We start from the raw sequence: 23397 nt of genomic DNA on the forward strand, positions 1-23397 counted from the left end.
TGATGTCGGACCATCGGCCTGACGGCTGGGGGTCGGGTCCGATAGATCTGGGTGGGTGAGATACGCGCAGGGCGGCGGGCTGACCGACGCCGGGAGGGCCGCGCGGGAGCGTGTCCGGCTTCAGGCCGTGGAACGCTTCGAGCGTGGGGAGAAGAGCAAGGAGATCGCCACCGCACTGCGGGTGTCGGAGCGGTCGGTGGAGCGCTGGCGCAAGTCCTGGCGCGAGCGAGGCGAGGGCGGGGTCCGCTCGAAGGGGTCGCCGGGCCGGCCGAGGCTGGGGCCGGCCCAGATGGAGCGCCTGGAGCGGGAGCTGGAGCGTGGTCCGCTCGCGCACGGGTGGCCGGATCAGCGGTGGACTCTGGCCAGGATCAAGGCGCTGATCGGCCGGCTGTTCCACGTCTCGTACACCATCGAGGGCACGTGGCTGCTGCTGAAGCGGCACGGCTGGTCGTGGCAGCAGCCCGCCCGGCGGGCGATCGAGCGGGACGATGACGCGGTCGAGCTGTGGAAGAAGGAGGTCTGGCCACAGGTAAAAGACAGGCGGCGGCCCGGGGTGCGTGGATCGCCTTCGAGGACGAGGCCGGGCAGTCGATGACACCGCCCCGGGCCCGGACCTGGGGCAGGATCGGCCGCACGCCGGTGGTCAGGGTCCGCAGCCGGGGAAGTGGCCGCCTGTCCATGATGGGCATGTGCTGCTTCAAACCCGGCACCAGGTCGCGGCTGATCTACGGGCTGCGGGAGTACCGAGGCCGCAAGGACGAGCCGAAGGGCTTCGGCTGGAAGGACTTCTGCCGCCTCCTGGTGCGGGCCCGCATCCAGCTCGGCGGCCCGATCGTGCTGGTCTGGGACAACGTCCGCCTGCACCTCACCCGCGGCATGCGGGAGTTCATCGAGAAGAACGCCGACTGGCTGACCGTCTTCCAGCTGCCCACCTACGCACCCGATCTCAACCCGCAGGAGGGCATCTGGTCGCTGGTCAAACGAGAGATCGGCAACCTCGCGGCCGCCGATCTCTCCCAGGTCACCCGAGCCGTCAAGCGCAAGCTCAAGCTCAAGCAGATCCAGTACCGGCCCGACGTGGTTGACGGCTGCCTCGCCGGCACCGGCTTGACACTCAACGACTGACCGACATCACGAATTCAAGTTCAGTAGTTCCATCCGAGAGTATTTGAGTTAGGTGAATACCTTGCTGGTGGCCCGCTCCATAGGGGTGAGCATCATCAGGGGGCAGCCGCGGCACACCTCCTCTCCGACTTCAGACAGCTGATCGCTGTGAGTGCGCGACTGGGTGCTGGTAAAGCCGGAGGCCGGGCCGCATGGTGAGCAGAGCGAGCCGCCTTGAGCCCGTGAAGATTGTTACTCAACCAGCCGGTTGATCGATGTTGAGGGTCGACTGTGCTCCGGGGTGGTGCTGTGGAGTACCAACTTGAGGAGTAGGTCGGTGTTCTGGAGGTCGGGTAGGACGACATCGGCGCCGGCGGCTTGCAGGTCGGCCTCGTTGCTGTGGCCGGATGCGACGGCGATGATTCTTACGCCGCTGTCGTGGCTGGCCTCGACATCGGCGGGGGTGTCGCCGATGAGGACGGCGTCGGCCGGGGTGAGTGTGGCGCGTTCCAGGGCGATGCGGACCAGTTCGCTGCGTACGTCGTCGTCCTCACCGTAGGCGCCGGCCTCCCAGCCGATGTGCTGGTCGAGGCCGAACGTCTGGAGCTTGATTTCGGCGACGCCTCGAACGTTGCCGGTGAGCACGCTCTGCCGTACGTCCGGCTGAGCTGCCAGGGCGTCGAGTGCCGCCGCTGCCCCCGGCAGAGCGCAGCCACGCTCGCGGAGGTCTGCGATCCGGCGCTGGTGGGCGGCGACGAGTTCCCGGGCGAAGCGCTCGAAGTCGGCCCGGTCGGTGGTCAGGCCGTGGAGCTTGGCGGTCTCGCGGAAGATGACCGCTTCGGTGATGCCGTCGACCTTCGCCTGTTGCCGCATCTGGAGGCCGGTGGTCCGGTGGAAGGCTTCGGCCGACAGCTCACGGCCGACCCCTCGCGTGTCGATGAGCGTGTGGTCGATGTCCCACAGCACCAGCACCATCGTCGTCTCCCGCCTATCGGATCCCGTAACTACTTTCACACGTATGTGTACTCAGGGTGCCATCTTGTGCCTGTCGCCCTACGCTGAACCCTCAACCTGCCCCAGGAAGAAGGGGAATAGTGTGAATTCTCCATGTTTGCCCATCGGTGAGCGGATCAGGTACCACCGCACCAGGCGTGGGCGAACGCAGGTCGCAGTCGCCGGTCTGGCCGGTATCACCGAGGCGTACCTGTCCCAGATCGAGCGTGGCCTGAAGGTTCCCTCGGCCGATGTCCTGACTCGCATCGCCGCAGAGTTGAACGTGCCGGTCGCTTCCCTGCTCGGCGAAGACCCCGCCCCGAGCACAACTGAGGCTTCCACCACCACGGCGTCCAGTGTCGTCAGGGCGCTCATGGGCCGTGGTGTCCCGCGCGGGACCGAGCCCGCTACGCCGACCGCCCTGCGTGAACGGGTGGAGGCGGTATGGCGGATCTGGCAGGAGTCTCCCGCGCGGTTCACCGAAGCGGAGAAGCTTTTGCCTTCGCTGATCAGCGATACCGAGCACGCCATCTGTGCCCACCGGACTGGTACCGATACCGGTGGACGACGTGAGGTGTTCCGTACCGCTGCGGATTTGTACGGGCTGCTGCGGTCGTACTGCCGACGAACCGGACGCCTGGACCTGTCTCTGGTGGCCGCCGACCGCGCACGCCGGGCTGCCGAGGATGCCGACGACCCGGTGAGGATCGCAACTGCCCAGTGGAACCTCGGACATGTGCTGCTGTCCCAGGGGGAGGAGCAGGCGCAGGAGGCCGGGGCAGTGGCCTTGCTCGCGGTGGAGGGGCTTCAATGCGTTCCGCAATCCCCCGAAGCCACCGCAGTACGAGGCGCGCTGGAGTTGGTGGCCGTCCTGTCCTCCGCGAGAACTTGCCGGTGGTCGGAAGCTCGGAAACGGCTGGAGCAGCGCGCCAGACCGCTCGCAGAACAGGTGGGGGACGGCAACGTGCAGTGGACGGTCTTCGGGCCGACCAACGTGGAACTCCACGCGATGAGTCTGGGCATGCTTGCAGGCGAGGCATCAGAGGCCCTGCGTGTTGCCGATCAGATCGACACCTCCCATCTGCCGTCACGTGAGCGCCAGTTCACCTTTGGTCTGGAAGTGGCCCGCTGCTACGACCTGCGCCGTGAGGACGCCGCAGTGCTGGTCCATCTGCTGTCTCTTGAGGAACTGGCGCCAGAGGACCTGGTACGCAGCCCGCTGGCCCGGGAGATGGTCACCAACCTGGTGCGCCGGGTACGGCCGACGTACCGCCGCCAGGCCGCCGCACTGGCACAGCGAATGAGCCTGCTGTGACCCGAGCCTGTGGTTACCCGAACTCTCAGTTCGGGTAGGCCCGCCGATTCGCCCATACGGTCGCCGCACACCAGACGAGAACAACGGATGGGAAGCGGTTTTGACCATGGAAGCTGGCGGCATTGAGACAGCGGGCGGTCTGAAGTTGGCTCCTGCCGGGGTCGAATGGGATGCCGTCAAGGTGTCCCGATGGATCGGCCTCGAAGCTCTGGAGCGGCTGAAAGGACCGCACGGTGCTGTCGTCGTCGATCCTCACGAACGCGCCCTGTACTTCCTGGTTCCGCCTCGGAGCACCCAGGGCTGGGAGGTGCAGCACACCACTCCCCTCAGCACCGCCTCGTATGTGGTCGTCCCGCCTGCTGGCAAGGAAGCTGAGCCGGGAATCTACTGGCTGACCTCGCCTACTCACGGGCCTCTGCACACCGATGTGGACGCCCTGCGCGCAGCGATCGAGGAGACGCTGGGGCCGCGAGGGAAGGCCGCACGGTGAACGGTCTGGTCTGGCGTACGGCAGGGGAGCGGGTACGGCGGGCGGCCGTCGCCGAGGTGGCCGGTGGATATCCACCCGTGGGGAGAGGCGCCCGGTGGCTCGCCGGGAGTGGGCGGGCCTGGGAGGTGCTGGGGGCGTGGGCGCGCGGTGGGCCGGCGGAGGTGCCGGCCGGGGGCGGGTTCGACGTGGTGCGGGTGCCCGTCGGGCTGGGGCCCGAGACGGTGCGGTGGCTGCGGGTGGCCGGGGTGCCGCTCGGGCCGGTGCTCGTGGGGCCGGACGGCGCGGACTTCGTCGTGGCGGAGGGGACGGCCGAGGGGGACGCCGTACTGCCGCCGGGGACGCCGGTGCTGCTGCCGCCCGCGTGCGTCGTGGAGCCGTACCGGCTGGGCGGGCGCGGCTGGCTGGTGGGGCCCGCCGGGCGGGAGCCGGCGCGGGGCGGGGACGTGGCGTCCGCGTACGCCCTGGCGCTCGCGGAGGCCGGGGAGGTGCTGCGGTGAGCGGGGGAAACGCGGGAGGGGACGCCCGGGACGCCCGCGGGAACGCGCGGGGGGAGACCGTGCCGTACGTGGTGGCCTGGTCGGGCGAGCGCTGCGTCTCGCCGGACGTGGTCGCCGGCCCGTACGGCCTGGCCTACGTCGGCGAGGTGCCGCAGGACCGCGACCGGCACGGCGTGCTGTGGTCCCGGACGGAGCAGGCCCCGGGCCGGGGCCGCCCCGAGTTCGGGCGGATCCACCCGGCCCGGCAGCGGCGCGCGATGCTCCGGCTGCTGTGCCAGATCTGCGCCCGCCCCGCGAGCCGTACCGCCGACGGGGTGCTGTGGGTGATCGAGGACGACCGCGGGGCGTGGGACGGCTGGCCCGAACGGGCCGTCACCACCCACCCGCCGCTGTGCCTGCCCTGCGCCCGGCAGTCCGTGAACCGCTGCCCCCACCTGCTGAAGGAGGGGTGGGTGGCGGTACGGGTGCGGCACTCCGCCGTCGAGGGGGTGTACGGCCGCCTGTGGCACTCGCGCGGCGGGCGGCTGTACCGGGGCGGGAAGGAGGTCGTCCTCCACGGCCGGCCCGAGGCCCCGTGGGTGGTCGCCGGGCAGCTCACCCGCACCCTGCACGGCTGCACCCCGGCCGCCCTGCCCCTGCCCTGACGGGCGACGACCGCAGACCGCCCCGTCCGCCCGCGCCCCCGTCGCGGGCGTACGGGGCCCACTTCTCGCACGCAAGGAACCGCACATGAACGACACACCGCCGGGGACGCCCGAGGCGTCCGAGTCCGTACCGCCGACGCCCGTGCGCGGGCAGGTCGGGGCGCGGGAGGTGCTGCGCTGCGTCGGGCGGCAGATCAAGATCCTGCGCCGCCGGACCGGTCTGGAACGGGCGGAGCTGGGCCCGGCGATCGGCTACAGCCCGTCCATGGTCGCCGCCGTCGAGCTGGGGCGGCGCCCGCCCCAGCCGGAGTTCCTGGCCGCCGCCGACAGCGTCCTGGACGCGGGCGGGCTGCTGACCTGCGCGACCGACCTCGTCGAGCAGGCCCGCGCCGCCGGGCTGGCCGGCGTCCCCGGCGAACCGGAGTGGTTGGCCGCCTGGCACGCGTACGCCCCCGCCACCGTCCCCGAGCTGCTGCGCACCCCCGACTACCACCGGGCGGTGCTGCGCGCCGCCCGCCCGCTGCTGGACGAGGAGACCGTCGAGCGGCGTACGGCGGCGCTGGCCGAGCGCGCCGAACGGGTGCTGGGGCGGCGGCCCGCGCCGCTGGTCACCTGCGTGCTGGACGAAGCCGTCCTGCACCGCCCCTACGGCGGCCCGGCGGTGCTGCGGGCGCAGCTCGCGCACCTGGCGGAACTGGGGCGGCTGCGACACGTGGAGGTGCAGGTGATGCCGACCGGCGCCGCCGACCACGCCGGGGCCGAGGGCGGCGCCTTCGTCCTGCTGGAACCCGCCGACGGACGGCTGCCGGTGGCCCGCACCGGGGACGGCGAGCGGGTCACCGTCCGGCGGGCGGAGGTGCGTGCGCTGGAGCAGCGCTACGCCGCCCTGCGCGCCCAGGCCCTCAGCCCGGACGAGTCGTCGGCGCTCGTCGGGAAGCGGGCGGCGGAGGCGGGCGCGGGGGCGTGAGGGGAGGTCAGCCGCCGCACCGCGGTACGGACGGCGAGGTGCCGCACCCGTCCGGCGGGGGCATCGTGGCGTAGCCGTGGAACGACTCCGACGTCCCGCACATGAGCAGCACCGCCGTCGCGACGGCCATGAGGCCCTGCGTCCACGCGGTCACCCGGGCGCCCCGGCGGCGGGCGGCCCGCGCCGTCCACACCAGCAGCGCGCACAGTGCTCCCGTGATGGCGAGGTAGCCCCAGAGGGGGTGGGGTGGGGGCGGTGCGACCGGGCCGAGGGTCAGGCGGGCGGGGAACCACAGGTCGAGGACCGCGTCCAGGGCGAGCAGTTCCAGGGCGACCAGGGCGGAGGCGGCGGACGCGTCGGCGATCCGGCGCGTCCGCCCGGCGGCGCGGTCGGTGCGGTCGGCAGAACCGGTGGGGCGGAGGGGGCCGTCGGGGGGTGTCATGTCCACCAGCCTGCACCGGGGGACTGCGGGGGAGGAGCGCGGGCCGGGGCTCAGGGCAGGGCGTCGAAGTACGCCTTCTGCGCCGGGTAGTAGTCGCCGAAGTCGGGGCGGGGGCCGCCGGTGCGGGCGGCGGTGAGCATGTCCAGGTAGTACTCCCAGCCCGGGCCGATCTCGCCGATCCCGTCCGTGTCGGCCAGGTGCTGGACCAGGCGCAGCTCGGTGGTGCCGTCGCCGGCCTCGGACAGCAGCAGCTCCAGGCGCCAGGGGCCGGCCTCGTCCTCCGCCGAGACGGCGAGCCGGTGCGGCGGCTCGCAGGCGTCGATCCGCAGCGGGGACCAGGGCGCCTCCTCCTCGAACACCATCTGCACCTCGACGGTGCGCCCGGGGCCCGCCTCGCCGCGCCACGGGCCGAACCAGCGGGCGGTGCGCTCCGGTTCGGTGACGCTCGCCCACACGTCGGCGACGGGGGCGCGGTAGGTGCGGGTGAGGATCAGGTCGTGGCCGGCCGGGGTGGGGACGAGCCGTCCGGTGGGGGCGGGGGTCATGCCGTGTCCTCCCGTGCGGGGACGTGCGGGTGTGTGCGGGGACGTGCGACACGGTACCGGCCGGGGCGGCGGTACGGGCCCTGCCCGGCGCGGCCCGCGGCGGTGTCCATCCGGACGGCGGGGTCCTACGGCGGTCCGGCGGCGTTGTCGGTGGCGGGTGCTGGCTTTCCGTCCGCTGCCGGCCGGTTCGGCGCCCCCGGTGGGGGACGCGGTGGCCAAGGGGGGTGGCCGCTGAGCGGTCCCCGGGCCTGCGGGCCCCGGGGCCGCGAAAAGGCTCCGACTCCGCCCCCCTCTCACCGCTCTCCCCGGCCCCGGTCCGGGCTTCTGCCGCTCCACGGCGGCGGTCCGCCGTGCGCCGACGGCGTGGGCGGCGCCCGTACCGCCCGCGGTGGCCCCCCGCGGGCGCCCGGGGCGGCGGTGTCATGATGACCGCTCCCGGCGGGTTCCTTCCCGTGGGACACCCGGGGAGGACCGCTCAAGGAGGGCACGTGGAGGACCGGACGCGGCAGGAGCAGGCGAGCCCCGAGGTGCGGGCGCGCGTCAGGGCCGACTTCGAACGCCAGGGGCTGATGCGCCACCTCGGCGCCCGCCTGACGCACATCGGGCCGGGGAGCGCGCACATCGTGCTCCCGGGCCGTCCCGAAGTGACCCAGCAGCACGGCTACTTCCACGCGGGGGCGACCAGCGCGGTCGCGGACAGCGCGGGCGGCTGCGCGGCGCTCACACTCTTCCCCGAGGGCACCTCGGTGCTCTCGGTGGAGTACAAGATCAACCTCCTGGCGCCGGCCGTGGGCGACCACGTCGAGGCGGTGGGGACGGTCCTGCGGGCCGGGCGGACGCTGACCGTGTGCCGCCTGGAGGTGTTCGCCGTCCGGGACGGCGAACGGTCGCTCGTCGTGTCGGGCCAGCAGACGCTGATCCGGGTGGGCGAGCGCCCCGGGCGGTGACCCCCTCCGGCGTACTGCCCCGGACTGCGCTCCGGGGGCGCCACCCGCGGGCGCCGTCCGGGCCGTGTCGGGGACGCCGGACCGGGTACTGCGGGAAGGGCCCGGCCCAGCCACCCCACGACGTACGGAGGCCCCATGTCCGAGGAGCAGAACGAGCAGAAGAAGCTGGTCGAGCTGATGCGGGACATGCCCATCGCGATGATGACCACCTTCGGGCTGGAAGGGCCGCACAGCTTCCCCATGGCCCGCCAGGAGGTCGAGCCGAGCGCCGAACTGTGGTTCATCACCGCCCAGGACACCCGCCACGTCCGCGAGCTCGGGACGGACCCGCGGGTGTCGCTGACCTTCTCCTCCCGGGACTCCTGGGTGGCGATGACCGGGCGCGCGGAGCTCGTCCGCGACCAGGCCAAGCTCAAGGAGCTGTGGAACACCTTCGCCGAGGCGTGGCTGCCCGGCGGCCCCGACAACCCGGACGCGGTACTCATCCGCGTCGACGTGGAGCGCGCCGAATACTGGGACACCCCCGGCGGCAAGATCTCCTCGCTGATCAGCTTCGCCAAGACGAAACTGACCGGCGACACCTTCGACGCGGACCACGGGACCGTCCGGCCGTAGGCGCTCCGGCGCCCGGCACGGCGCCGGGACGCGGCCGGTCTTCTCCGCGGGATCGGGGTCCGCTCAAGTCCCGTGGTCCGTAGTACCGGGTTGCCGGTCAAACGCCGGACGGTGCTTCTTCCCGGGGGCCGGACTCAGGTGCGAGGACGGCGCGAAGGCGGCCGATGCCCTGCTGCCACTTCGGGCTGCTGTGCGCCTCGTCCCAGAGTTCGGCGAGTTCGGAATCCTCGGCGACCACCCGGTCGAGGGCTTCGACGGCGAGCGGCCGGAGATCGCCGGCGAAAGCGGGAAGGGCCTGCTTGGGCCCGTAGCCGGTGCTGATCGCCTCACCGCCCGGGCACTGCGCCGCGACGAGCGCGGCGGCTGCGACAGCCTTCTCGCCCTCCGAGCTCTCGAGGTAGTCGCGGGCCTGGACGGCTCGGCCGAGCGTCGAGCGCACGAGGCTCTCGCGCTTGTCCGGGGCCGTCTCGTCCAGGGTGTGGGCGAAGTCCGCGGCCATGTCGTTCTCGAAAGGACCGACGTCCCAGGCTCCCATGGTGTTCTCCTCGTGTTGACGTGCGGCGATCGTCGCAGCGGCCACTGACAGTGGCTGTCATGGGGAAAGCAGGACATGCTTCCGGGGGAGGGCGGAGCCGGCGCGGCCGGACATCTCGGCAGGCTCGTCTCCGGCACACCGCTGTTTGTGCAGGGGGGCTTCTTGTAGCTGGAGTCGTACGAGGTGGCCGGGATGGTGGGACGCCAGGTGTGCCGGGGCCGGGCATGGCGGTGGCATCCGTCCGGCCGTAGCGGCCCGCGCCGTCAGTGCGAGGGCAGGGTGGCGGCGGCCTCGGTGAGGACGGTGCGCAGCCAGGTCCGGAGGTGGTTGTCGTAGAGCCACGGGTTCCAGACCAGGGCGAGGCCGGGGAAGGGGACGGCGCGGCCGGTTCCGGCGCCCCGCACACCGCTCCCGGCATTCAAGGCGACCGGGGAACATGGCACAAATGCACAGTTCTCGCGCGATCCATGCGGTCGGTGCATGCGGCCGGTGCATGAGGCCGGTGCGTGCGGAGATCTCCGGAGACGGCCGGCGGCCCGTTCACCGGGCGCGCGGCGGTGGGCGGTGCCCGGGCCGGTCCGGCCGCCGGCGCGCGTCACCGCCGGCGACGGCGGCGGAGGTCAGGCGGGCCGGGGCGTGATGCTCACCGCGCGGTAGTCGTATCCGTCCTGCTGGAAGCCGGGGGCCTCCCAGACGAGGTCCACGTGCTGTCCGGGGGAGAGCGTGCGGAATCCGGCCATCCTGATGTCGGAGAAGTGGCCCCAGCATCCGCCGGGGGTCTCGGGGCAGTCGAGCACGCCCCACCCCTCCTCGTCGTGCCACTCGCGGACAGTCGCAGTCACCATGCGGGGAACCCTACGGCTCGGCCGGGCGGGTGACCCGGTGCCCCGGCCGGAGGCGGACGGCTGCGGCAGACGGGTACCGGCGCGGAACCTTTCACTCGCATGGACTGAAACCTGCAGTGGCTGATGTAGACATGCTTCCGCAGCAGGGCTAGTGTGTTTGCTGTAGCCAGGAAGTGAGTGAGGCGTGGCAGAGACGAACTGCCCGCATGCGGTACACGAGGTTGTGGCACGGCGGTGGAGTGGCGGGGCCGGAGCAGGTTTTGGGGTCCCCCCGCTGATCGCCGGGCCTGGTGGCCTTAAGACAGGGCCGCCGGCAGTACGCAGGATCCGCAGTACCAAGAGGTTTGTCAGAAGGAAGAGAGAAGGAGGAGGACGCCATCAGGATCGCCCGGGTGAGAACGGTTCGCCCGGGTACCGCAGGCCCCGGAACGGAAGGTGGTCCCACGGTCACGCATCCGCGATCCCCGCACTCTCCGCCCCCCGCCGGGGGCCGGTGCGGAAGCAGAAGGCCGGCGTCGCAGTAGCCGGTCGATGGTGTTACAAATCCCTCGGGGCCTTGGTGCCGTACGGCACCAAGGCCCCCTTGACGCGTTCCCCGATCAGAGGTGCAGATGACCGCAGGCACACCGCTCGACCGAATCGACGACGACGACTACCCCGCCTACACCATGGGACGGGCGGCGGAGATGCTCGGCACCACGCCCGCCTTCCTGCGGGCGCTCGGGGAAGCCCGGCTGATCACGCCGCTGCGCTCCGAGGGCGGCCACCGCCGCTACTCCCGCTACCAACTGCGGATCGCCGCCCGCGCCCGTGAACTGGTCGACCAGGGCACCGGCATCGAGGCGGCCTGCCGCATCATCATCCTGGAAGACCAGCTCGAAGAGGCCCAGCGCATCAACGAGGAACTGCGACGCGGTGGTGTCGGCTCCGGCCACAAGGCGGACGCCTGACCCGCGTCCTCACGGGGACGGCAGCCGGCACACCGCTCGGCCCGCGAGCGGTGTGCCGACCGGGCGTACCGCGGCTCCCGCGGTGTCCGCGGCGGGAGCGCCCAGGACTGTGGTCGCCCCCGCCCGCACCGCCCGCACCGCTGTCGTCACTTCACTGCTGTCACTGCTGTCATCGCTGTCCTGATGCGGGCTCCCGCCCGTCCCGCGAGCCACCGGGAGCCGGGGCGCCGAGCATCGCGGAAGCCCGCTGGAGCGGATCGACGATCGTCGCGACCGCGGCCCTGGGGGCGGTGCGGCAGGTGAAGCCGAGCCGGGCCATCGCCCTGAGCACCTCGTCGCTGCTGAAATCGCGGCGGTCCTGGTGGGTGATGACCTGACCGACCTGCTTGGCGGGGTAGTGGCGGCGCCCGATGATCACGGACTCGCCGGTGACCGGCTCGGGCTTGACGCCCTTCATCGACGTCAGCACGCCACCCTTGGTGAGCTCGAACGGAAAGCGGGCGATTACACAGCGCATGATGCCTCACAGAGGAGCGGAAGGAGAGGGGAGGGGGAGGGGGGAGAGGGACCGGTCCCCCGGTCGGAGCGGTTCCGGTGCTAGGCGGCCGCACCGGAGACGGACCGCCGTGCGGACGCGCGCCGGGCCGCCGCGGCCGGGTGGCGCCGACCGCGTGAGGTGGCACCGCGCCCGGAGCGTTCGGCTACCGGTGCGGTGATGACGACCGGCACGCCGGAGGGCGCCCGGGCACCGGTGATGCGCTGCAGGGCCTCCGCACCGGCGCGGACCCGGGTGGTCTGCGGGACGATGCCGGCCGTCGCCATGAGGCGGGTCATGGCGCGGTGCTGGTCCGGGGTGACGAGGGTGACGACGCTGCCGGACTCGCCCGCGCGGGCCGTCCGGCCACCGCGGTGGAGGTAGTCCTTGTGGTCGGTCGGAGGATCGACGTTGACGACGAGGCCGAGACTGTCGACGTGGATGCCGCGCGCGGCGACGTTGGTCGCCACCAGCACGTTGACGTGCCCGCTCCGGAACTGCGTCAGCGTACGGGTGCGCTGCGGCTGGGACTTGCCCCCGTGCAGGGCGGCGGCCCGTACCCCGCTGCTCAGGAGGTGCCGGGTGAGGCGGTCGACGGCGTGCTTGGTGTCCAGGAACATGATCACTCGGCCGTCGCGTGCGGCGATCTCGGTGGTGGCCGCGTGCTTGTCGGCGCTGTGGACGTGGAGCACATGGTGCTCCATCGTCGTGACCGCACCGGCCGACGGGTCGACGGAGTGCACGACGGGGTCGCTCAGGTAGCGGCGCACGAGCAGATCGACGTTGCGGTCGAGGGTGGCGGAGAACAGCATGCGCTGGCCCTGCGGGCGTACCTGGTCGAGCAGGGCGGTGACCTGCGGCATGAAGCCCATGTCGGCCATCTGGTCCGCTTCGTCGAGGACGGTGACGGAGACCTGGTCCAGCCGGCAGTCGCCGCGTTCGACGAGATCCCTGAGGCGCCCGGGGGTGGCGACGACGACCTCGGCACCGCCGCGCAGCGCGCCGGCCTGCCTGCCGATCGGCATCCCTCCCACGACCGTGGTCAGGCGCAGCCGCACCGAGCGGGCGTACGGCGCGAGTGCCTCGGTGACCTGCTGCGCCAGCTCACGCGTCGGTACGAGGACCAGCCCCAGCGGCTGCCGGGGCTCGGCGCGCCGTCCGGCCGTACGGGCCAGCAGCGCCAGTCCGAAGGCGAGGGTCTTGCCGGAACCGGTGCGCCCCCGGCCGAGGACGTCGCGGCCGGCGAGGGAGTTCGGCAGCGTCGCGGCCTGGATCGGGAACGGTGTGGTCAGGCCCTGCGCGCCGAGTGCGGCCAGCAGTTCCGCGGGCATGCCGAGATCGGCGAAGCTCGCGACGGCGGGCAGCGCCGGGGTGACCGTCTCCGGGAGGGCGAACTCGCCCTGGAGCGCGGCGGGGCGGCGGGCGCGGCCGTGGGAACGGACCGGCCTGCCGGAGCGGCGCGGGGCCGATGAGCCGAACCGGTTGTTCGAGCGTATGCGGTCCATGCGGAACCTTCCTCGATGCGGCGCGTATCAAGGAATTCTCGCAGCGGGAAGCGGCACGGAGAATTGCAAGAACAGGCCGGGTGGAATGAAGAATTGAATCGTGTGTCACGGCGCGGTCGAGAGGCGCCGAGCGGGTTTTCCCGGAGGGAGTCCGGGTGGGTGGGGCCGCGGGTTTCCCGCAGTCCTCCCGGCGTCGTCCCGCAGGCGGGGCCACCGTGGGAAGCGCATGCAGCAGGGGCCCGCACCCCGAAGGATGCGGGCCCCTGCTGCGAAGTGTGCGCCGGTGTCAGGCGGTGACGATGTTCTCGGCCGTCGGACCCTTCTGTCCCTGCGCGATGTCGAAGCTCACCTTCTGGCCTTCGAGCAGCTCGCGGAAGCCCTGGGCGGCGATGTTCGAGTAGTGGGCGAACACGTCGGCGCCGCCACCGTCCTGCTCGATGAAGCCGAATCCCTTTTCCGCGTTGAACCACTTCACGGTGCCAGTAGCCATGTCTTGCTCCTTCGGGGCAGTGAGTCGGCGTCCGCACTGTACGGACGCCGTGTCGCCGCGATGATCACCCCGCCGGAAGAAGACCGGTGCCAAAAAACACTCCCAGTGGCGCAGAAGCCGACCGGGAGGAAACTGGAATTCGGGAACCACAACTGCAACTGAGATCGACAGTAGCACGTTGCGGCGGTCTGTGCGCGCTCAATGAATTTGCTCCGCCTGTTGTCGCAGCGAAACTGCCCGCACATTTCACCGAATTCTCTTCCCGCGGGTACAGATATGATGCCGTCCGGGCCTCGTCGGTCCGTGGAGCCACGGCCACGGCGTCTCCCTCGGCCACGGGGGCGAAGACCGGATCGACGCGGGCGGACGCCGGCCGGGGTGTCGCACGGTTCCCCGTGTGTGCTGGATCCGCTCCGGCGGGGGCTGCCCGCGGGAGACGGCCACTCCGCCCGCCCTGCGCGGCGGGCAGGACGCGAGCCCGCGGCACCCGCCTCACAGGCCATCGACGGACACCGGCACACCGGCACAGAGGAGCACGCCCGTGACAGAACCGACGTCCCTCCTGCTCTCCCGCCTGCACGCGGCCGGTCTGCACGACGTCGTCGCGGTCGAGCCGGCCACCGGAGGGCTCGCCGCGACCGCGGGGTTCGCACGCCGCGGTGACGGCACATCGGTGTTCGCCAAGGCGTTCGGCGAGCCGTCGCCGGGTGCCGTTTTCGCCGCGGAGGCCGAGGGGCTCACCGTGCTGCGCGAGGCGGGCGGCGTCGCCACGCCCGACGTCGTCCTCGCGGACCGCGACCTGCTCGTGCTGTCCGTACTGCGGCCCCGGCCGCGTACCGAAGCCTTCTGGGAGCGGCTCGCGCATGTGCTCGCACACCTGCACACCACCACGCGGCACCCCCGGTTCGGGTGGCACCGGGACAACTGGCTGGGCCGTCGCCGGCAGGTCAACACCTGGGAGGACGACGGGTTCGAGTTCTTCGCCCGGCACCGCCTGCTGCGCTGGCTGGGCGAGCCCCGTGTCGAGGAGGCGCTGGACAGCGCGGACCGGGCGGCCCTGGAGCGACTGTGCGACCGGCTGCCCGAGCTGCTGCCGGTCAGACCCGCGTGCCTGACGCACGGTGACCTGTGGGCCCTGAACGTCATGGCCACCCCCGACGGGCGACCCGCACTGATCGACCCGGCCGTGTCGTACACATGGGCCGAGGTCGACCTGGCCCACGTGTGGACCACGGCACCGCCGCCCGAGGCGCATGTGCTGTTCGAGTTGTACGCCGAGCTGACCGGGCTCGACCGCGACTGGCGCGAACGCATGCCGATCCTCCAGCTCCGCCAGCACCTGGCCGTGATCGCCCAGTTCGACCCCGACTGGGGTGCCGCCGATCTCGTCCGCGCCACGCTCGCTCCGTTCCGCCGGCGGACCTGACCTGGGAGGTCCTGGAGCTTCCGGCCGACAGGTCGGGCTGCCGGTCGAGATCAACAGGTACGGGAGGGAATGCCGGTGACCACAGCTCCCAGCGGCGGGCCCGCCCGCCGTTCCGGTCGTCGCATCCGCTGCGGACCATCCGTGACATCCGGGAGTCCTTGCCCGAGGGTCGGCGTCGGCGCTTCGACACGGAACTTGCCGACACGGAGATCGAGGCGCTGTCCGAGATACCCCACCGCCGGGTGACGCCGGGCAATGACGGCTTCGAGGAGTTCCTGCTCTCCGCTCCCTTCGAAGGGCTGGAGTTCGGCGCCCGCTCCTGCGACGAGCAGCCGGGCACCGAGTGATCTGCCTGCTCGACACCAGGCCCGGGCCGCGCCGATGCAGTGCGCGCGTAGCCGGAGTGGTTCAGGTTGTCCTTGGCGACTGGCTGGTCTGCGCGGCCGATCGCCGCGCTCACGGCCGAAGGCTTGTCGGCGCAAGCTGTCAGCACCCGATGCCACCAGGTAGCACCGGGTGCTACCGTGAAGAGTGTGAGTATTCAGCCCGAAATCACCCAACGGGATCTGCGCAACCGGTCCCGAGAGATCATGGACGCCATACAGGGCGGCCAGTCGTTCACCGTCACCCGGGACGGACATCCGATCGGTCAGCTCGTTCCTCTGCGGCGACGCCGCCGGTTCGTTCCCCGTCAGGAGTTCACCGCGATGTCCAGGAGCGCTCCCGGCATCGACCTCGACACGTTCCGCGCCGACCAGGCCGCCACGGCCGAGACCTACCCGGACGATCCCTATGTCCGCTGACCGCTCGGCGTACGCCCAGGGCCTCCTCGACACCAACATCATGATTCTGCGCCGGTGGGTGGCTCCCGAGGAACTGCCGGACGAAATGGCGATCACCGCCGTCACCCTGGCCGAGCTGTCCGCCGGTCCGCACGAGGTCCGCCGCAACGACGAACAGAGCGGCTACGACGAACACGCCGAACGCGCCCGCAGGCTCGACGTTCTCCAGCGCGCCGAGAACGAGTTCGATCCCATCCCCTTCGACGCGGAAGCGGCCCGCGCCTACGGCCGCATCTGCGCCGCGGTGATCAGCGCGGGCCGCAAGCCGCGTCGCCGGGTGGCCGACCTGATGATCGCCGCCATTGCCGTGGCCGAGGGCCTTCCCCTCTTCACCACCAACCCCGATGACTTCAAAGGGCTGGACGAACTCCTCACCGTGGTACCGGTCACCCGCCCGAAGGCGCCTCACGAGGGCTGATGCCAGGGAGCCGGATCGGTGGAATCACGACGGACTCGGTGGTGCGAGCCCGGCACGGACGCGAGCACGCAACAGGGCCGGTTCGGGGGAGCAAACCCTCGAACCGGCCCTTCGGCTGGTGCCCCCGGCAGGATTCGAACCTGCGACACCCGCTTTAGGAGAGCGGTGCTCTATCCCCTGAGCTACGAAGGCGTGCGCAGACAGGTTAGCGGATCGGGGCGGGGCGTGCCGAACGCGTTGGCGGTGCTTCGGGGATCGGTCGGACGGGCGGACGGTCGGACGGGCGGGGTCAGTACGTCAGGCCGTGGCCGAAGGGGTGGAGGGTGCCGGTGGCGTCGAGGGTGGGGATGGTGACCGGGAGCTTCCCTGTGGGGGAGAGGTCGCCGTAGAGGGCGCGGACGGCGGCGCGGAGGGAGGGGATGCCGTAGGAGTAGGTGGCCAGGTAGGCGGGGACGCCGGGGAAGCGGCGGATGTCGTACGGATTGCGGACGGCGAGCGCGACGACCGGGCGGCCGGTGTCCGTCAGGGCCCGGACCAGCGCGGCCTGGGCGGCGCCCTGCTCGGAGCCGGCCGCGGCGGCGTTGACGGAGACGAGCACCACGTCGTGTTCCGCGGCGGCGGAGACGGCCTCGGCGATGAGGGAGTCGGTCGGGACGGCTGCCGTCTCCAGGACGGTGGCGGTCTGGCCGGGGCGGTCGGCGACGGCGTCGGCCAGGGCGCGGGTGGTCCCGGTGCCCCAGCCGGTGACCAGCACCGAGCGGGCGGCGGGGGAGAGGGGGAGGAGGCCGCCGTGGTTCCGGACGAGGGTGATCGTCCGGTCGGTGATCGCCTGTGCGTCGGCGCGGTGGCGGGCGTTGCCGACGGTGCGGACGGCGCGCTCCTCGTCCACGTACGGATGGGCCAGGAGGCCGCGGCGGATCTTGTGGACCAGGATGCGCTCCACCGAGGCGTCCAGCCGGGAGAGGGGGATCTCGCCGCCGCGGACGGCGGCCAGGACGGCGCCGTGGGCGGTGTCCAGCTCGGGGGCGAGGACAAGCTGGTCGCAGCCCGCCCGCAGGGCCCGGACCGGGGCCACGTCCGGTGGGAACTGGCCGGCGGCGCCGCGCATGTCCAGGGCGTCGGTGACGACCAGGCCGTCGAAACCCAGCTCCTCGCGGAGCAGGCCGGTGACGATCGGGTGCGACATGGTGGCCGGGACGCCCGACGGGTCCAGGGCCGGGACCACGATGTGGGCGGTCATGATCGTGTCGACCCCGGCGGCGACGGCGGCCCGGAAGGGCGGCAGGTCGATGCGGTCCAGTTCCTCGCGGGTGTGGTCGATGCGCGGCAGTCCGGTGTGGCTGTCGGTGTCGGTGTCGCCGTGGCCGGGGAAGTGCTTGGCGGCGGAGGCGGCCCCGCCGCGGTGGTGGCCGCGTACGGAGGCGGTGGTCAGCTCCGCGCACAGCCCGGGGTCGGAGCCGAAGGAGCGGACGCCGATGACCGGGTTGGCGGGGTTGACGTTGACATCGGCGACGGGCGCGTAGTTCTGGGTGATGCCCAGCGCGGCCAGCTCCCGGGCGAGGATCTCGGCCGAGCGCCGGGTGTCGGCCGCCGAGCGGCCGGCCGCCAGCGCCATGTTCCCGGGCAGCAGGGTGGCGGGCTCGGTGAGCCGGTAGACGACGCTGCCGCCCTCCTGGTCGACGGAGATCAGCAGCGGTACGCGGGCGCCGCGGGTGCGGGCGGCGCGCTGGAGCCCGTTGGAGAGGCGGGCGGTCCGGCGCGGGTCGGAGACGTTGTCGGGGCCGCGCCGGGCGTCGAAGTAGATGACGCCGCCGGGCAGGTACTTGGCGATCACCTCGGCGGGGGTGTCCACGCCGTACAGGGCGCGGTTGCCCGCGGCGGGCTCGTCGGCGGACCGGCCGTACACCTCGACGACGAACAACTGCCCGACCTTCTCCTCCAGCGACATGCGGCGCAGGACGGCCCGCGCCCTGGCCCGTACGCCCCGGGAACGGTCGGCGCGGGCGGCACCTGCCGGGGAGGCCAGGGCGGTGGAGGCGGTCAGGGCCGCGGTGGCGCCGAGCAGACCGGTGGCGAGGGCCTGTCTGCGGGAGGGTGGCACGGGCTGCTGCATTCGGGGCTCTCCTCACACGGGAGGGTGGGTGGCGTACGGGCTGTGGGGTTGTCGTCGGGGCTGTGGCGGGCACATCGTCGCAGCGTGCCGAGCCGGCGGCCAGGGGTGTGGACAAGTGCCGGGAGCCGGGCCGGTGGTCCGTGGACGGGGGCACCTCGAAATGTGACGCGGGTCACAGTGGTGATGTGGAACAACCGGGGAGGCGATCCCCGTTTGCGACGTTACCTATTCCGACGGGAGCCCGCTCCCCGGGAGTCCGCGAGAGGGGACGGCATGGCGGCCACCGGCACCACCGCCCCGCGCGGCACCGTCCCGCCCCGGCGCGCGGACGCGGTCCGCAACCGGGAGCGGATCGTCGCCGCAGCCGGCCAGGCGTTCGCCCGCTACGGCTCCGACGCGTCGCTCGACGACATCGCCCGGCGCGCGGGCGTCGGCAACGCCACCCTCTACCGGCACTTCCCGGACCGGGAGACACTCGCGCACGAGGTCGTGCTCGCCGTGGTGGAGCGGATCACGGACCGGGCGCGGGCGGCCCTGGCGGAGTGCGGCCCGAGCGGCGGGGGAGACGATCCCTTCGAGGCGCTGCACCGCTTCGTCACCGGGGCGGCGCAGGAGCGCGTCGGTGCCCTCTGCCCGATGCTGGACGCGGACTTCGACAGCGAGGAGCCCCGGCTGCTGGCCGCCCGGCGCCGGCTGGAGGGGGCGGTCGGGGAACTCCTCGACCGGGCGCGGCGGGCCGGACGCCTCCGCGCGGACGCCGACACCGGCGATCTGCTGATGGCCGTGGGGCAGCTCACCCGGCCGCTGCCCGGCGCGGACTGCGCGCGGCTGGAGCGGTTCTCCGGCCGGCAGTTGCAGATCTACCTCGACGGGCTGCGTGCCCCGGCGGAGTCCCGGCTCCCCGGGCGGGCGGCGACCCTGGAGGCGCTGCGGCGGGAGGACTGACCGGAGCGACCGGAGACGGCCCTGCGGGAGACGGCCGGGAGCGCGTGCGTACGCCGCGTCCCGGTGACCGGCCCCCACCGCGGACGACGGGGGTGTTCGCGGTGGGGGCCGGTGTGTGCCGGGCGTCCGGACGGGGCGGGCGACGCAGTGGCAGGCGGTCAGGAGTCCAGCGGCTTCTCGTACCAGGCGACGTCCCAGAACCGGCCGAACTTCCGGCCCACCTCCCCGTAGGTGCCGATGTGGCGGAAGCCGAAACGGGTGTGGAGGCGTACGGAGGCCGGGTTGGGCTGGGCGATGCCCGCGTAGGCGCGGTGGACGTCCTCGCCGGACAGGGCCTCGAAGAGGTGCTTGTAGAGCAGGGTGCCGATGCCCCGGCCGCGGGCGGTGGGGGAGAGGTAGACGCTGGTCTCGACCGAGGTGGAGTAGGCGGGCTTGGGGCGGAGCGGGCCGCTGGTGGCGTAGCCGAGCACCCGGCCCGTCCCCGTGTCCCGGGCAACCTGGAGGCGGTGCGGGCCGTCTATCGGGTGGGAGAGCAGCCAGGGACGTCTGTCCGCCGCGGTGAGGGGAACGGTGTCGAATGTGATGGGTGTCTCACGGACGTAGTGGTTGTAGATCTCGGTCAGCTCCGGGAGGTCCTCCTCTCCACCCGCCCTGACCTGCACTTCTCCGTTCCCCGTCACAAGGCTCCCCCTTCGTGCGGCGGCGCAGGATACCGCAAGATCGACAAAGTCGATGGGCGGCTTGGGAATTCTGTCCGGATTGAAGTCGTTGTTTCCAGCGAAGCGGGCACCCGGTTGAGAAGACGCCGGGTGGCCGGAACCGCCACCGACCAGTTGTAGACCACTCGTAAGGGAGTACGTATGGCAACCCGTGCCGTCGCCCGTCGTCAGGCCGATAGCAAGGGCTCTGGCGAGGCACGCACTGCTCGTACCTCGTCCTCGGGGGATGTCGCGGACCGGGACCTGGTCGGCATGTACCTCGACGAGATCGCCCGCACTCCGCTGCTGGACGCGGCCAAGGAGGTCGAGCTCTCGCTCGCGATAGAGGCGGGTGTGTACGCCCAGCAGATCCTCGACGGCGAGGTCGAGCCCGTCTCGGAGGACTCGCCGAGCGCGACCGCGCGCCGGGAGGAGCTGGCGGCGATCGTCGCCGAGGGCGAGCGTGCCAAGGACGTCTTCATCCGCTCCAACCTGCGTCTGGTCGTCGCCGTCGCACGGCGCTACCCCCGCAGCGGACTGCCGCTGCTGGACCTGATCCAGGAGGGGAACGCGGGCCTGGTGCGGGCGGTCGAGAAGTTCGACTACCGCAAGGGCTTCAAGTTCTCCACCTACGCGACATGGTGGATCCGGCAGGCCATCACACGGTCGATCGCCGACCAGTCGCGCACGATCCGGCTGCCCGTCCACCTGGTGGAGGAGCTGGGCCGGATCCGCCGTGTGCAGCGGGAGTTCAACCGCGAGCACGGGCGCGACCCCGAGCCCGCCGAGATCGCCGAGGAGCTGGGCTCGACGGCCGAGCGCGTCACGGACGTGCTCGACTGGGCGCGCGACCCGGTCAGCCTCAACATGTCCGTGGACGACGAGGGCGAGACGCAGTTCGGCGACCTGCTGGAGGACACCTCCGCGACCTCGCCGGAGGACTCCGTGCTCGTGATGCTGCGGCGTGAGGAGCTGGAGGAAATGATCGGGCGCCTGGACGACCGCACCGCCTCCATCATCCGCGCGCGCTACGGCATCGAGGATGGGCGCGAGCGCACGCTGACGGAGGTCGGCAAGCAGCACGGCCTGACGCGGGAACGCATTCGCCAGATCGAGAAGCACGCCCTGCTGGAACTGAAGAAGATGGCTCGTGACACGGGCTTCGACGCGGCGGCGTGACGGGGCGGGGCACGGCGGAACGCACCGTGCCGCGCGGCCCCGGCCCCCGAGACACCCCGGCGGAAGACCCGCATCCGACCAGCACGACCCGCACGGCCAGAGCCCCGGCACTCCCCGAGTGACCGGGGCTCTGCCGCGCCCGTGGGATGCCGCCTCCGGTGCCGGGGGGATCCCGGAGGGACGGCTCAGGAGCGGGGGCGGGGGCGGCTGTAGAGATCGCGGTAGGCGGGGAACACCCCGCCCGGGCCGTCCACGCCCTCCGCGGCCAGCACCGCCTTCACCACCGCCCGTGTCAGGGTGTCGGCCCCGGCGGCCAGCACGGCGTTGAACTCCTCGACGGCCTCGAACCCGGTGGGGCCCCCGGCGGGCTCCCCGGTGGGCCCTCCGGCGGCGGGGCCGTCGGCGGCCTCCCGTACGGCCGTCGGCCGGGCCCCGGTGGCCAGGGCGAACACGGTGTCGCCGTCGGTGAGCAGATGGACCGGGCGGACCGCACGGGCCAGCCCGTCGTGGGAGGTGCCCGCCAGCTTGTGCGCCTGGGCACGGGAGAGCGCGGCGTCGGTGGCCACCACGGCCAGGGTGGTGTTGAGCGGCGCGCGTACGGAGGCGGCCGTACGGCGCTCGGACTCCTGCCGGGCGGCTGCCAGCCTGCGCAGCGCCTCGGCGTGCTCGGCCGCGGAAGGGAAGGCCGGACGCCCGCCGCCGTACAGCTCGCCGTAGAGCGCACCCGTCGCCGGGTCGAGCACCGAACCCGCGGCGTTGACCACGACCAGCGCGCCCACGGTCGTACCCGAGGGCAGGACCGTGCTCGCGGTGCCCACTCCGCCCTTGAGGCCACCCGCCACCGCTCCCGTTCCGGCGCCGACACAGCCCTGGGGCACCGGGCTCCCGGGAGCCGTACGGTCGGCGGCCCCGGCCGCCTCGCGGCCGAGCGCGGCGTCGGGGCGGGCCCGCCAGGAGCCGCCGCGGCCGAGGTCGAAGAGGCACGCGGCCGGAACCACCGGCACCACCTGCTCCGGTTCGGGGCCGACCCGGAAGCCGCGGCCCCGTTCCGCCAGCCAGTCCACGACCCCGCAGGCCGCATCCAGCCCGAACGCGCTGCCGCCGGTCAGCACCAGGGCGTCGACGCGCTGCACCAGATTGCGGGGGTCGAGGGCGTCGGTCTCCCGGGTGCCGGGGCCGCCGCCCCGGACGTCCACCGCGGCCACCGCCCCGCCCTCCGGCGCGAGAACCACCGTCGTACCCGTCAGCCGGCCGTCGCCCCGGTAGCGGGCATGGCCGACCCGCAGCCCCGTTACGTCCGTCAGTGCGTCCAGGGGGCCCATGGCCTCCGCGGACCCCGTGCCGTCCGTGCCGCCCATGCCGTCCGTGCCGTCCGTGCCGTCCGTGCTGTCCGTGCTGTTCATACGGGCCATGGTCCCCGGTACGGCCCCGGAGGCGGCTGCCGCGACGCTCCCGGGGCGGCGGGCCGGGGCCGCCGTACCCTGGGGGCATGAACACCCCCGCCACTCCCGGCCCCGGGCACCGTGCCCCGGCGGACCCGGCTTCCGCACTGGACTTCACCGACCCGCTGAGCCGGCCGTCGAACGACGACACCGACCGGGGCTGGGGCGACCGGGGCTGGGGCGAACGGGCGGACACGGCGGGTGGCGACGCGGCCGACCTGGCCCGTTTCCTGGAGGAGAAGCCCCCGCACCACCTGTGAGGCACGAGCGCGAGCGCGGGCTCGAGCACGAGTGCGGGCGCGGGTGGACGGCGGGGTGTGTCCGGGACTACGCCCGGCCGGTGCCCTCGCCGCCGGTGAATCCCGGGCCGCCGGGGGCACCGCGCTGCGGGCCCAGCCCGGCCGCACCCGCCGCCGGGCCCTGCTCGGCGCGGAGGGCGACCAGGGTGTCGCGGATCTCGGCGAGCAGCTCCACCTCGCTCTTCTGAGCGGGTGTCGCGGCCATCTCCGCCGCCTCCTCGGTGTCCAGGGCGTCCAGCCGCTTCTTGAGCTTGTTCATGGGCACGATCATGAGGAAGTACACGACCGCCGCGGTGATCAGGAAGGTCAGGGAGGCGCTCAGCACCGTGCCCCACTTGATCGTGATGCCGTTGATGACCGCGCCCGTCGACTCGTCGATCTCGCACGGGCCCTGGAGGCAGGAGTGGTAGCGGTCGAGGTCCTTGGGCCCGATGGAGCCCACCACCGGGTTGATGACGCCCTCCACGACCGAGTTCACGATCTTGGTGAAGGCCGCTCCGATGACGACGGCAACGGCCAGGTCGACCACGTTGCCCCGCATCAGGAAGGCCTTGAACCCGTTCAGGACGCCTTGCTTCTCGCTCAACGGACTGCCTCTCTGCACATGCGCGCCGAC

The 23397-nt window shown here is 72.6% G+C and carries 29 protein-coding genes and 1 tRNA gene; 16 read left to right on the forward strand and 14 right to left on the reverse strand.

What is annotated here, in order from left to right; genetic code table 11:
* The first annotated feature begins 55 nt into the window (after positions 1-55).
* Positions 56-1125, forward strand: a protein-coding gene (locus CUT44_RS35050) for an IS630 family transposase (RefSeq protein ID WP_456300517.1) whose coding sequence is annotated in 2 segments (ribosomal slippage) — positions 56-503 and positions 503-1125 — 1071 coding nt in all. Because the reading frame shifts where the segments join, the coding sequence is not laid out codon by codon here.
* A 231-nt stretch (positions 1126-1356) separates the two neighbouring features.
* Here CUT44_RS35050 and CUT44_RS14460 read toward each other — a convergent pair.
* On the reverse strand, positions 1357-2079 hold the full coding sequence (locus tag CUT44_RS14460; protein WP_100201783.1) for an HAD family hydrolase: 723 nt from the start codon (positions 2077-2079) through the stop codon (positions 1357-1359).
* Positions 2080-2215: 136 nt separating this feature from the next.
* Between CUT44_RS14460 and CUT44_RS14465 the strand changes: the two genes are divergently transcribed.
* From CUT44_RS14465 to CUT44_RS14485, 5 genes are all read left to right on the forward strand, one after another.
* Positions 2216-3412 (forward strand): helix-turn-helix domain-containing protein, encoded by a 1197-nt coding sequence (locus CUT44_RS14465; RefSeq protein WP_233221343.1) that lies wholly within the window; start codon positions 2216-2218, stop codon positions 3410-3412.
* Between the two features lie 181 nt (positions 3413-3593).
* A complete protein-coding gene (locus CUT44_RS14470) occupies positions 3594-3902 on the forward strand; it encodes a hypothetical protein (RefSeq protein WP_146252200.1) in 309 nt (102 codons plus the stop codon).
* Positions 3899-4399, forward strand: coding sequence for a hypothetical protein (locus CUT44_RS33120; protein ID WP_158239594.1), 501 nt, complete (start codon positions 3899-3901; stop codon positions 4397-4399). Before CUT44_RS14470 ends, CUT44_RS33120 begins: the two co-directional genes overlap by 4 nt.
* Positions 4396-5043 carry a hypothetical protein gene (locus CUT44_RS33125; protein ID WP_100201786.1) on the forward strand — a complete coding sequence of 216 codons (648 nt, stop codon included), beginning with the start codon at positions 4396-4398 and terminating at the stop codon, positions 5041-5043. Before CUT44_RS33120 ends, CUT44_RS33125 begins: the two co-directional genes overlap by 4 nt.
* Positions 5044-5128: 85 nt before the next feature.
* A complete protein-coding gene (locus CUT44_RS14485; RefSeq protein ID WP_100201787.1) occupies positions 5129-6010 on the forward strand; it encodes a helix-turn-helix domain-containing protein in 882 nt (293 codons plus the stop codon).
* 7 nt (positions 6011-6017) lie between these two features.
* Here CUT44_RS14485 and CUT44_RS14490 read toward each other — a convergent pair whose 3' ends face one another.
* A complete protein-coding gene (locus tag CUT44_RS14490; protein WP_146252202.1) occupies positions 6018-6452 on the reverse strand; it encodes a DUF6234 family protein in 435 nt (144 codons plus the stop codon).
* 50 nt (positions 6453-6502) lie between these two features.
* Positions 6503-6997 (reverse strand): SRPBCC family protein, encoded by a 495-nt coding sequence (locus CUT44_RS14495; protein WP_100201789.1) that lies wholly within the window; start codon positions 6995-6997, stop codon positions 6503-6505.
* Between the two features lie 488 nt (positions 6998-7485).
* Between CUT44_RS14495 and CUT44_RS14500 the strand changes: the two genes are divergently transcribed.
* Positions 7486-7944: a PaaI family thioesterase gene (locus tag CUT44_RS14500; protein ID WP_100201790.1), complete on the forward strand. Its 459-nt coding sequence runs from the start codon at positions 7486-7488 to the stop codon at positions 7942-7944.
* A gap of 135 nt (positions 7945-8079) precedes the next feature.
* Complete coding sequence (locus CUT44_RS14505; RefSeq protein WP_100201791.1) at positions 8080-8559, forward strand: pyridoxamine 5'-phosphate oxidase family protein; 480 nt, start codon at positions 8080-8082, stop codon at positions 8557-8559.
* Positions 8560-8656: 97 nt separating this feature from the next.
* Here the strand turns inward: CUT44_RS14505 and CUT44_RS14510 are convergent, their stop codons facing one another.
* The 3 genes from CUT44_RS14510 to CUT44_RS14515 form a co-directional block, all read right to left on the reverse strand.
* Positions 8657-9094, reverse strand: a complete 438-nt coding sequence (locus CUT44_RS14510; RefSeq protein WP_100201792.1) for a DUF4259 domain-containing protein — start codon at positions 9092-9094, stop codon at positions 8657-8659.
* 263 nt (positions 9095-9357) lie between these two features.
* Positions 9358-9498: a hypothetical protein gene (locus tag CUT44_RS33130; RefSeq protein WP_158239595.1), complete on the reverse strand. Its 141-nt coding sequence runs from the start codon at positions 9496-9498 to the stop codon at positions 9358-9360.
* A 216-nt stretch (positions 9499-9714) separates the two neighbouring features.
* Entirely contained in the window at positions 9715-9939 is a 225-nt protein-coding gene (locus CUT44_RS14515) for a cold-shock protein (protein WP_100201793.1), read from the reverse strand.
* A gap of 611 nt (positions 9940-10550) precedes the next feature.
* Here CUT44_RS14515 and CUT44_RS14520 point away from each other — a divergent pair.
* Positions 10551-10889 (forward strand): MerR family transcriptional regulator, encoded by a 339-nt coding sequence (locus tag CUT44_RS14520; protein WP_100201794.1) that lies wholly within the window; start codon positions 10551-10553, stop codon positions 10887-10889.
* A 169-nt stretch (positions 10890-11058) separates the two neighbouring features.
* On the opposite strand, the gene CUT44_RS14525 is transcribed toward CUT44_RS14520, so the two are convergent.
* The 3 genes from CUT44_RS14525 to CUT44_RS14535 all read right to left on the reverse strand — a co-directional run bounded on the left by CUT44_RS14525 (position 11059) and on the right by CUT44_RS14535 (position 13419).
* Complete coding sequence (locus CUT44_RS14525) at positions 11059-11406, reverse strand: SCO5918 family protein (protein WP_100201795.1); 348 nt, start codon at positions 11404-11406, stop codon at positions 11059-11061.
* Between the two features lie 80 nt (positions 11407-11486).
* A complete protein-coding gene (locus tag CUT44_RS14530) occupies positions 11487-12929 on the reverse strand; it encodes a DEAD/DEAH box helicase (protein WP_100201796.1) in 1443 nt (480 codons plus the stop codon).
* A gap of 286 nt (positions 12930-13215) precedes the next feature.
* Complete coding sequence (locus CUT44_RS14535; protein WP_100201797.1) at positions 13216-13419, reverse strand: cold-shock protein; 204 nt, start codon at positions 13417-13419, stop codon at positions 13216-13218.
* Between the two features lie 541 nt (positions 13420-13960).
* On the opposite strand from CUT44_RS14535, the gene CUT44_RS14540 reads away from it, so the two are divergent.
* The 4 genes from CUT44_RS14540 (at position 13961) to CUT44_RS14555 (ending at position 16105) form a co-directional block, all read left to right on the forward strand.
* On the forward strand, positions 13961-14845 hold the full coding sequence (locus CUT44_RS14540) for a fructosamine kinase family protein (protein ID WP_100201798.1): 885 nt from the start codon (positions 13961-13963) through the stop codon (positions 14843-14845).
* A gap of 158 nt (positions 14846-15003) precedes the next feature.
* The gene (locus tag CUT44_RS14545) at positions 15004-15192 is read left to right on the forward strand and encodes a hypothetical protein (protein WP_233221344.1); all 189 of its coding nucleotides are present in this window, start codon (positions 15004-15006) and stop codon (positions 15190-15192) included.
* A 186-nt stretch (positions 15193-15378) separates the two neighbouring features.
* Positions 15379-15648, forward strand: coding sequence for a type II toxin-antitoxin system Phd/YefM family antitoxin (locus tag CUT44_RS14550; protein WP_100201799.1), 270 nt, complete (start codon positions 15379-15381; stop codon positions 15646-15648).
* The gene (locus CUT44_RS14555) at positions 15638-16105 is read left to right on the forward strand and encodes a type II toxin-antitoxin system VapC family toxin (RefSeq protein WP_100201800.1); all 468 of its coding nucleotides are present in this window, start codon (positions 15638-15640) and stop codon (positions 16103-16105) included. The genes CUT44_RS14550 and CUT44_RS14555 overlap by 11 nt, the downstream gene beginning before the upstream one ends.
* A gap of 116 nt (positions 16106-16221) precedes the next feature.
* Here CUT44_RS14555 and CUT44_RS14560 read toward each other — a convergent pair.
* Positions 16222-16297 (reverse strand) — tRNA-Arg (locus CUT44_RS14560).
* Between the two features lie 97 nt (positions 16298-16394).
* Positions 16395-18218 carry a glycoside hydrolase family 3 protein gene (locus CUT44_RS14565; protein ID WP_100201801.1) on the reverse strand — a complete coding sequence of 608 codons (1824 nt, stop codon included), beginning with the start codon at positions 18216-18218 and terminating at the stop codon, positions 16395-16397.
* Between the two features lie 273 nt (positions 18219-18491).
* Between CUT44_RS14565 and CUT44_RS14570 the strand changes: the two genes are divergently transcribed.
* On the forward strand, positions 18492-19163 hold the full coding sequence (locus tag CUT44_RS14570; protein ID WP_100201802.1) for a TetR/AcrR family transcriptional regulator: 672 nt from the start codon (positions 18492-18494) through the stop codon (positions 19161-19163).
* Between the two features lie 158 nt (positions 19164-19321).
* On the opposite strand, the gene CUT44_RS14575 is transcribed toward CUT44_RS14570, so the two are convergent.
* The gene (locus CUT44_RS14575) at positions 19322-19843 is read right to left on the reverse strand and encodes a GNAT family N-acetyltransferase (RefSeq protein ID WP_100201803.1); all 522 of its coding nucleotides are present in this window, start codon (positions 19841-19843) and stop codon (positions 19322-19324) included.
* A gap of 180 nt (positions 19844-20023) precedes the next feature.
* On the opposite strand from CUT44_RS14575, the gene CUT44_RS14580 reads away from it, so the two are divergent.
* The gene (locus tag CUT44_RS14580) at positions 20024-21040 is read left to right on the forward strand and encodes a sigma-70 family RNA polymerase sigma factor (protein WP_100201804.1); all 1017 of its coding nucleotides are present in this window, start codon (positions 20024-20026) and stop codon (positions 21038-21040) included.
* A 185-nt stretch (positions 21041-21225) separates the two neighbouring features.
* Here the strand turns inward: CUT44_RS14580 and CUT44_RS14585 are convergent, their stop codons facing one another.
* Entirely contained in the window at positions 21226-22398 is a 1173-nt protein-coding gene (locus tag CUT44_RS14585) for a P1 family peptidase (RefSeq protein ID WP_408646736.1), read from the reverse strand.
* 131 nt (positions 22399-22529) lie between these two features.
* Between CUT44_RS14585 and CUT44_RS14590 the strand changes: the two genes are divergently transcribed.
* Complete coding sequence (locus tag CUT44_RS14590; protein WP_199185674.1) at positions 22530-22742, forward strand: hypothetical protein; 213 nt, start codon at positions 22530-22532, stop codon at positions 22740-22742.
* 67 nt (positions 22743-22809) lie between these two features.
* On the opposite strand, the gene mscL is transcribed toward CUT44_RS14590, so the two are convergent.
* Positions 22810-23367 (reverse strand): large conductance mechanosensitive channel protein MscL, encoded by a 558-nt coding sequence (mscL, locus tag CUT44_RS14595; RefSeq protein ID WP_100201805.1) that lies wholly within the window; start codon positions 23365-23367, stop codon positions 22810-22812.
* Between the last annotated feature and the right edge of the window lie 30 nt (positions 23368-23397).

It is taken from the genome of Streptomyces carminius (genome assembly GCF_002794255.1).
GTDB classification, from domain to species: domain Bacteria; phylum Actinomycetota; class Actinomycetes; order Streptomycetales; family Streptomycetaceae; genus Streptomyces; species Streptomyces carminius.

What these genes read in the sequence shown, in the direction of transcription:
- CUT44_RS14460 (WP_100201783.1), bottom strand. Translation starts at nt 2,079, where the DNA reads ATGGTGCTGGTGCTGTGGGACATCGACCACACGCTCATCGACACGCGA.
- CUT44_RS14485 (WP_100201787.1), top strand. Translation starts at nt 5,129, where the DNA reads ATGAACGACACACCGCCGGGGACGCCCGAGGCGTCCGAGTCCGTACCG.
- CUT44_RS14490 (WP_146252202.1), bottom strand. Translation starts at nt 6,452, where the DNA reads ATGACACCCCCCGACGGCCCCCTCCGCCCCACCGGTTCTGCCGACCGC.
- CUT44_RS14495 (WP_100201789.1), bottom strand. Translation starts at nt 6,997, where the DNA reads ATGACCCCCGCCCCCACCGGACGGCTCGTCCCCACCCCGGCCGGCCAC.
- CUT44_RS14505 (WP_100201791.1), top strand. Translation starts at nt 8,080, where the DNA reads ATGTCCGAGGAGCAGAACGAGCAGAAGAAGCTGGTCGAGCTGATGCGG.
- CUT44_RS14510 (WP_100201792.1), bottom strand. Translation starts at nt 9,094, where the DNA reads ATGGGAGCCTGGGACGTCGGTCCTTTCGAGAACGACATGGCCGCGGAC.
- CUT44_RS14515 (WP_100201793.1), bottom strand. Translation starts at nt 9,939, where the DNA reads ATGGTGACTGCGACTGTCCGCGAGTGGCACGACGAGGAGGGGTGGGGC.
- CUT44_RS14520 (WP_100201794.1), top strand. Translation starts at nt 10,551, where the DNA reads ATGACCGCAGGCACACCGCTCGACCGAATCGACGACGACGACTACCCC.
- CUT44_RS14525 (WP_100201795.1), bottom strand. Translation starts at nt 11,406, where the DNA reads ATGCGCTGTGTAATCGCCCGCTTTCCGTTCGAGCTCACCAAGGGTGGC.
- CUT44_RS14530 (WP_100201796.1), bottom strand. Translation starts at nt 12,929, where the DNA reads ATGGACCGCATACGCTCGAACAACCGGTTCGGCTCATCGGCCCCGCGC.
- CUT44_RS14535 (WP_100201797.1), bottom strand. Translation starts at nt 13,419, where the DNA reads ATGGCTACTGGCACCGTGAAGTGGTTCAACGCGGAAAAGGGATTCGGC.
- CUT44_RS14555 (WP_100201800.1), top strand. Translation starts at nt 15,638, where the DNA reads ATGTCCGCTGACCGCTCGGCGTACGCCCAGGGCCTCCTCGACACCAAC.
- CUT44_RS14565 (WP_100201801.1), bottom strand. Translation starts at nt 18,218, where the DNA reads ATGCAGCAGCCCGTGCCACCCTCCCGCAGACAGGCCCTCGCCACCGGT.
- CUT44_RS14570 (WP_100201802.1), top strand. Translation starts at nt 18,492, where the DNA reads ATGGCGGCCACCGGCACCACCGCCCCGCGCGGCACCGTCCCGCCCCGG.
- CUT44_RS14580 (WP_100201804.1), top strand. Translation starts at nt 20,024, where the DNA reads ATGGCAACCCGTGCCGTCGCCCGTCGTCAGGCCGATAGCAAGGGCTCT.
- CUT44_RS14585 (WP_408646736.1), bottom strand. Translation starts at nt 22,398, where the DNA reads ATGGGCGGCACGGACGGCACGGGGTCCGCGGAGGCCATGGGCCCCCTG.
- CUT44_RS14590 (WP_199185674.1), top strand. Translation starts at nt 22,530, where the DNA reads ATGAACACCCCCGCCACTCCCGGCCCCGGGCACCGTGCCCCGGCGGAC.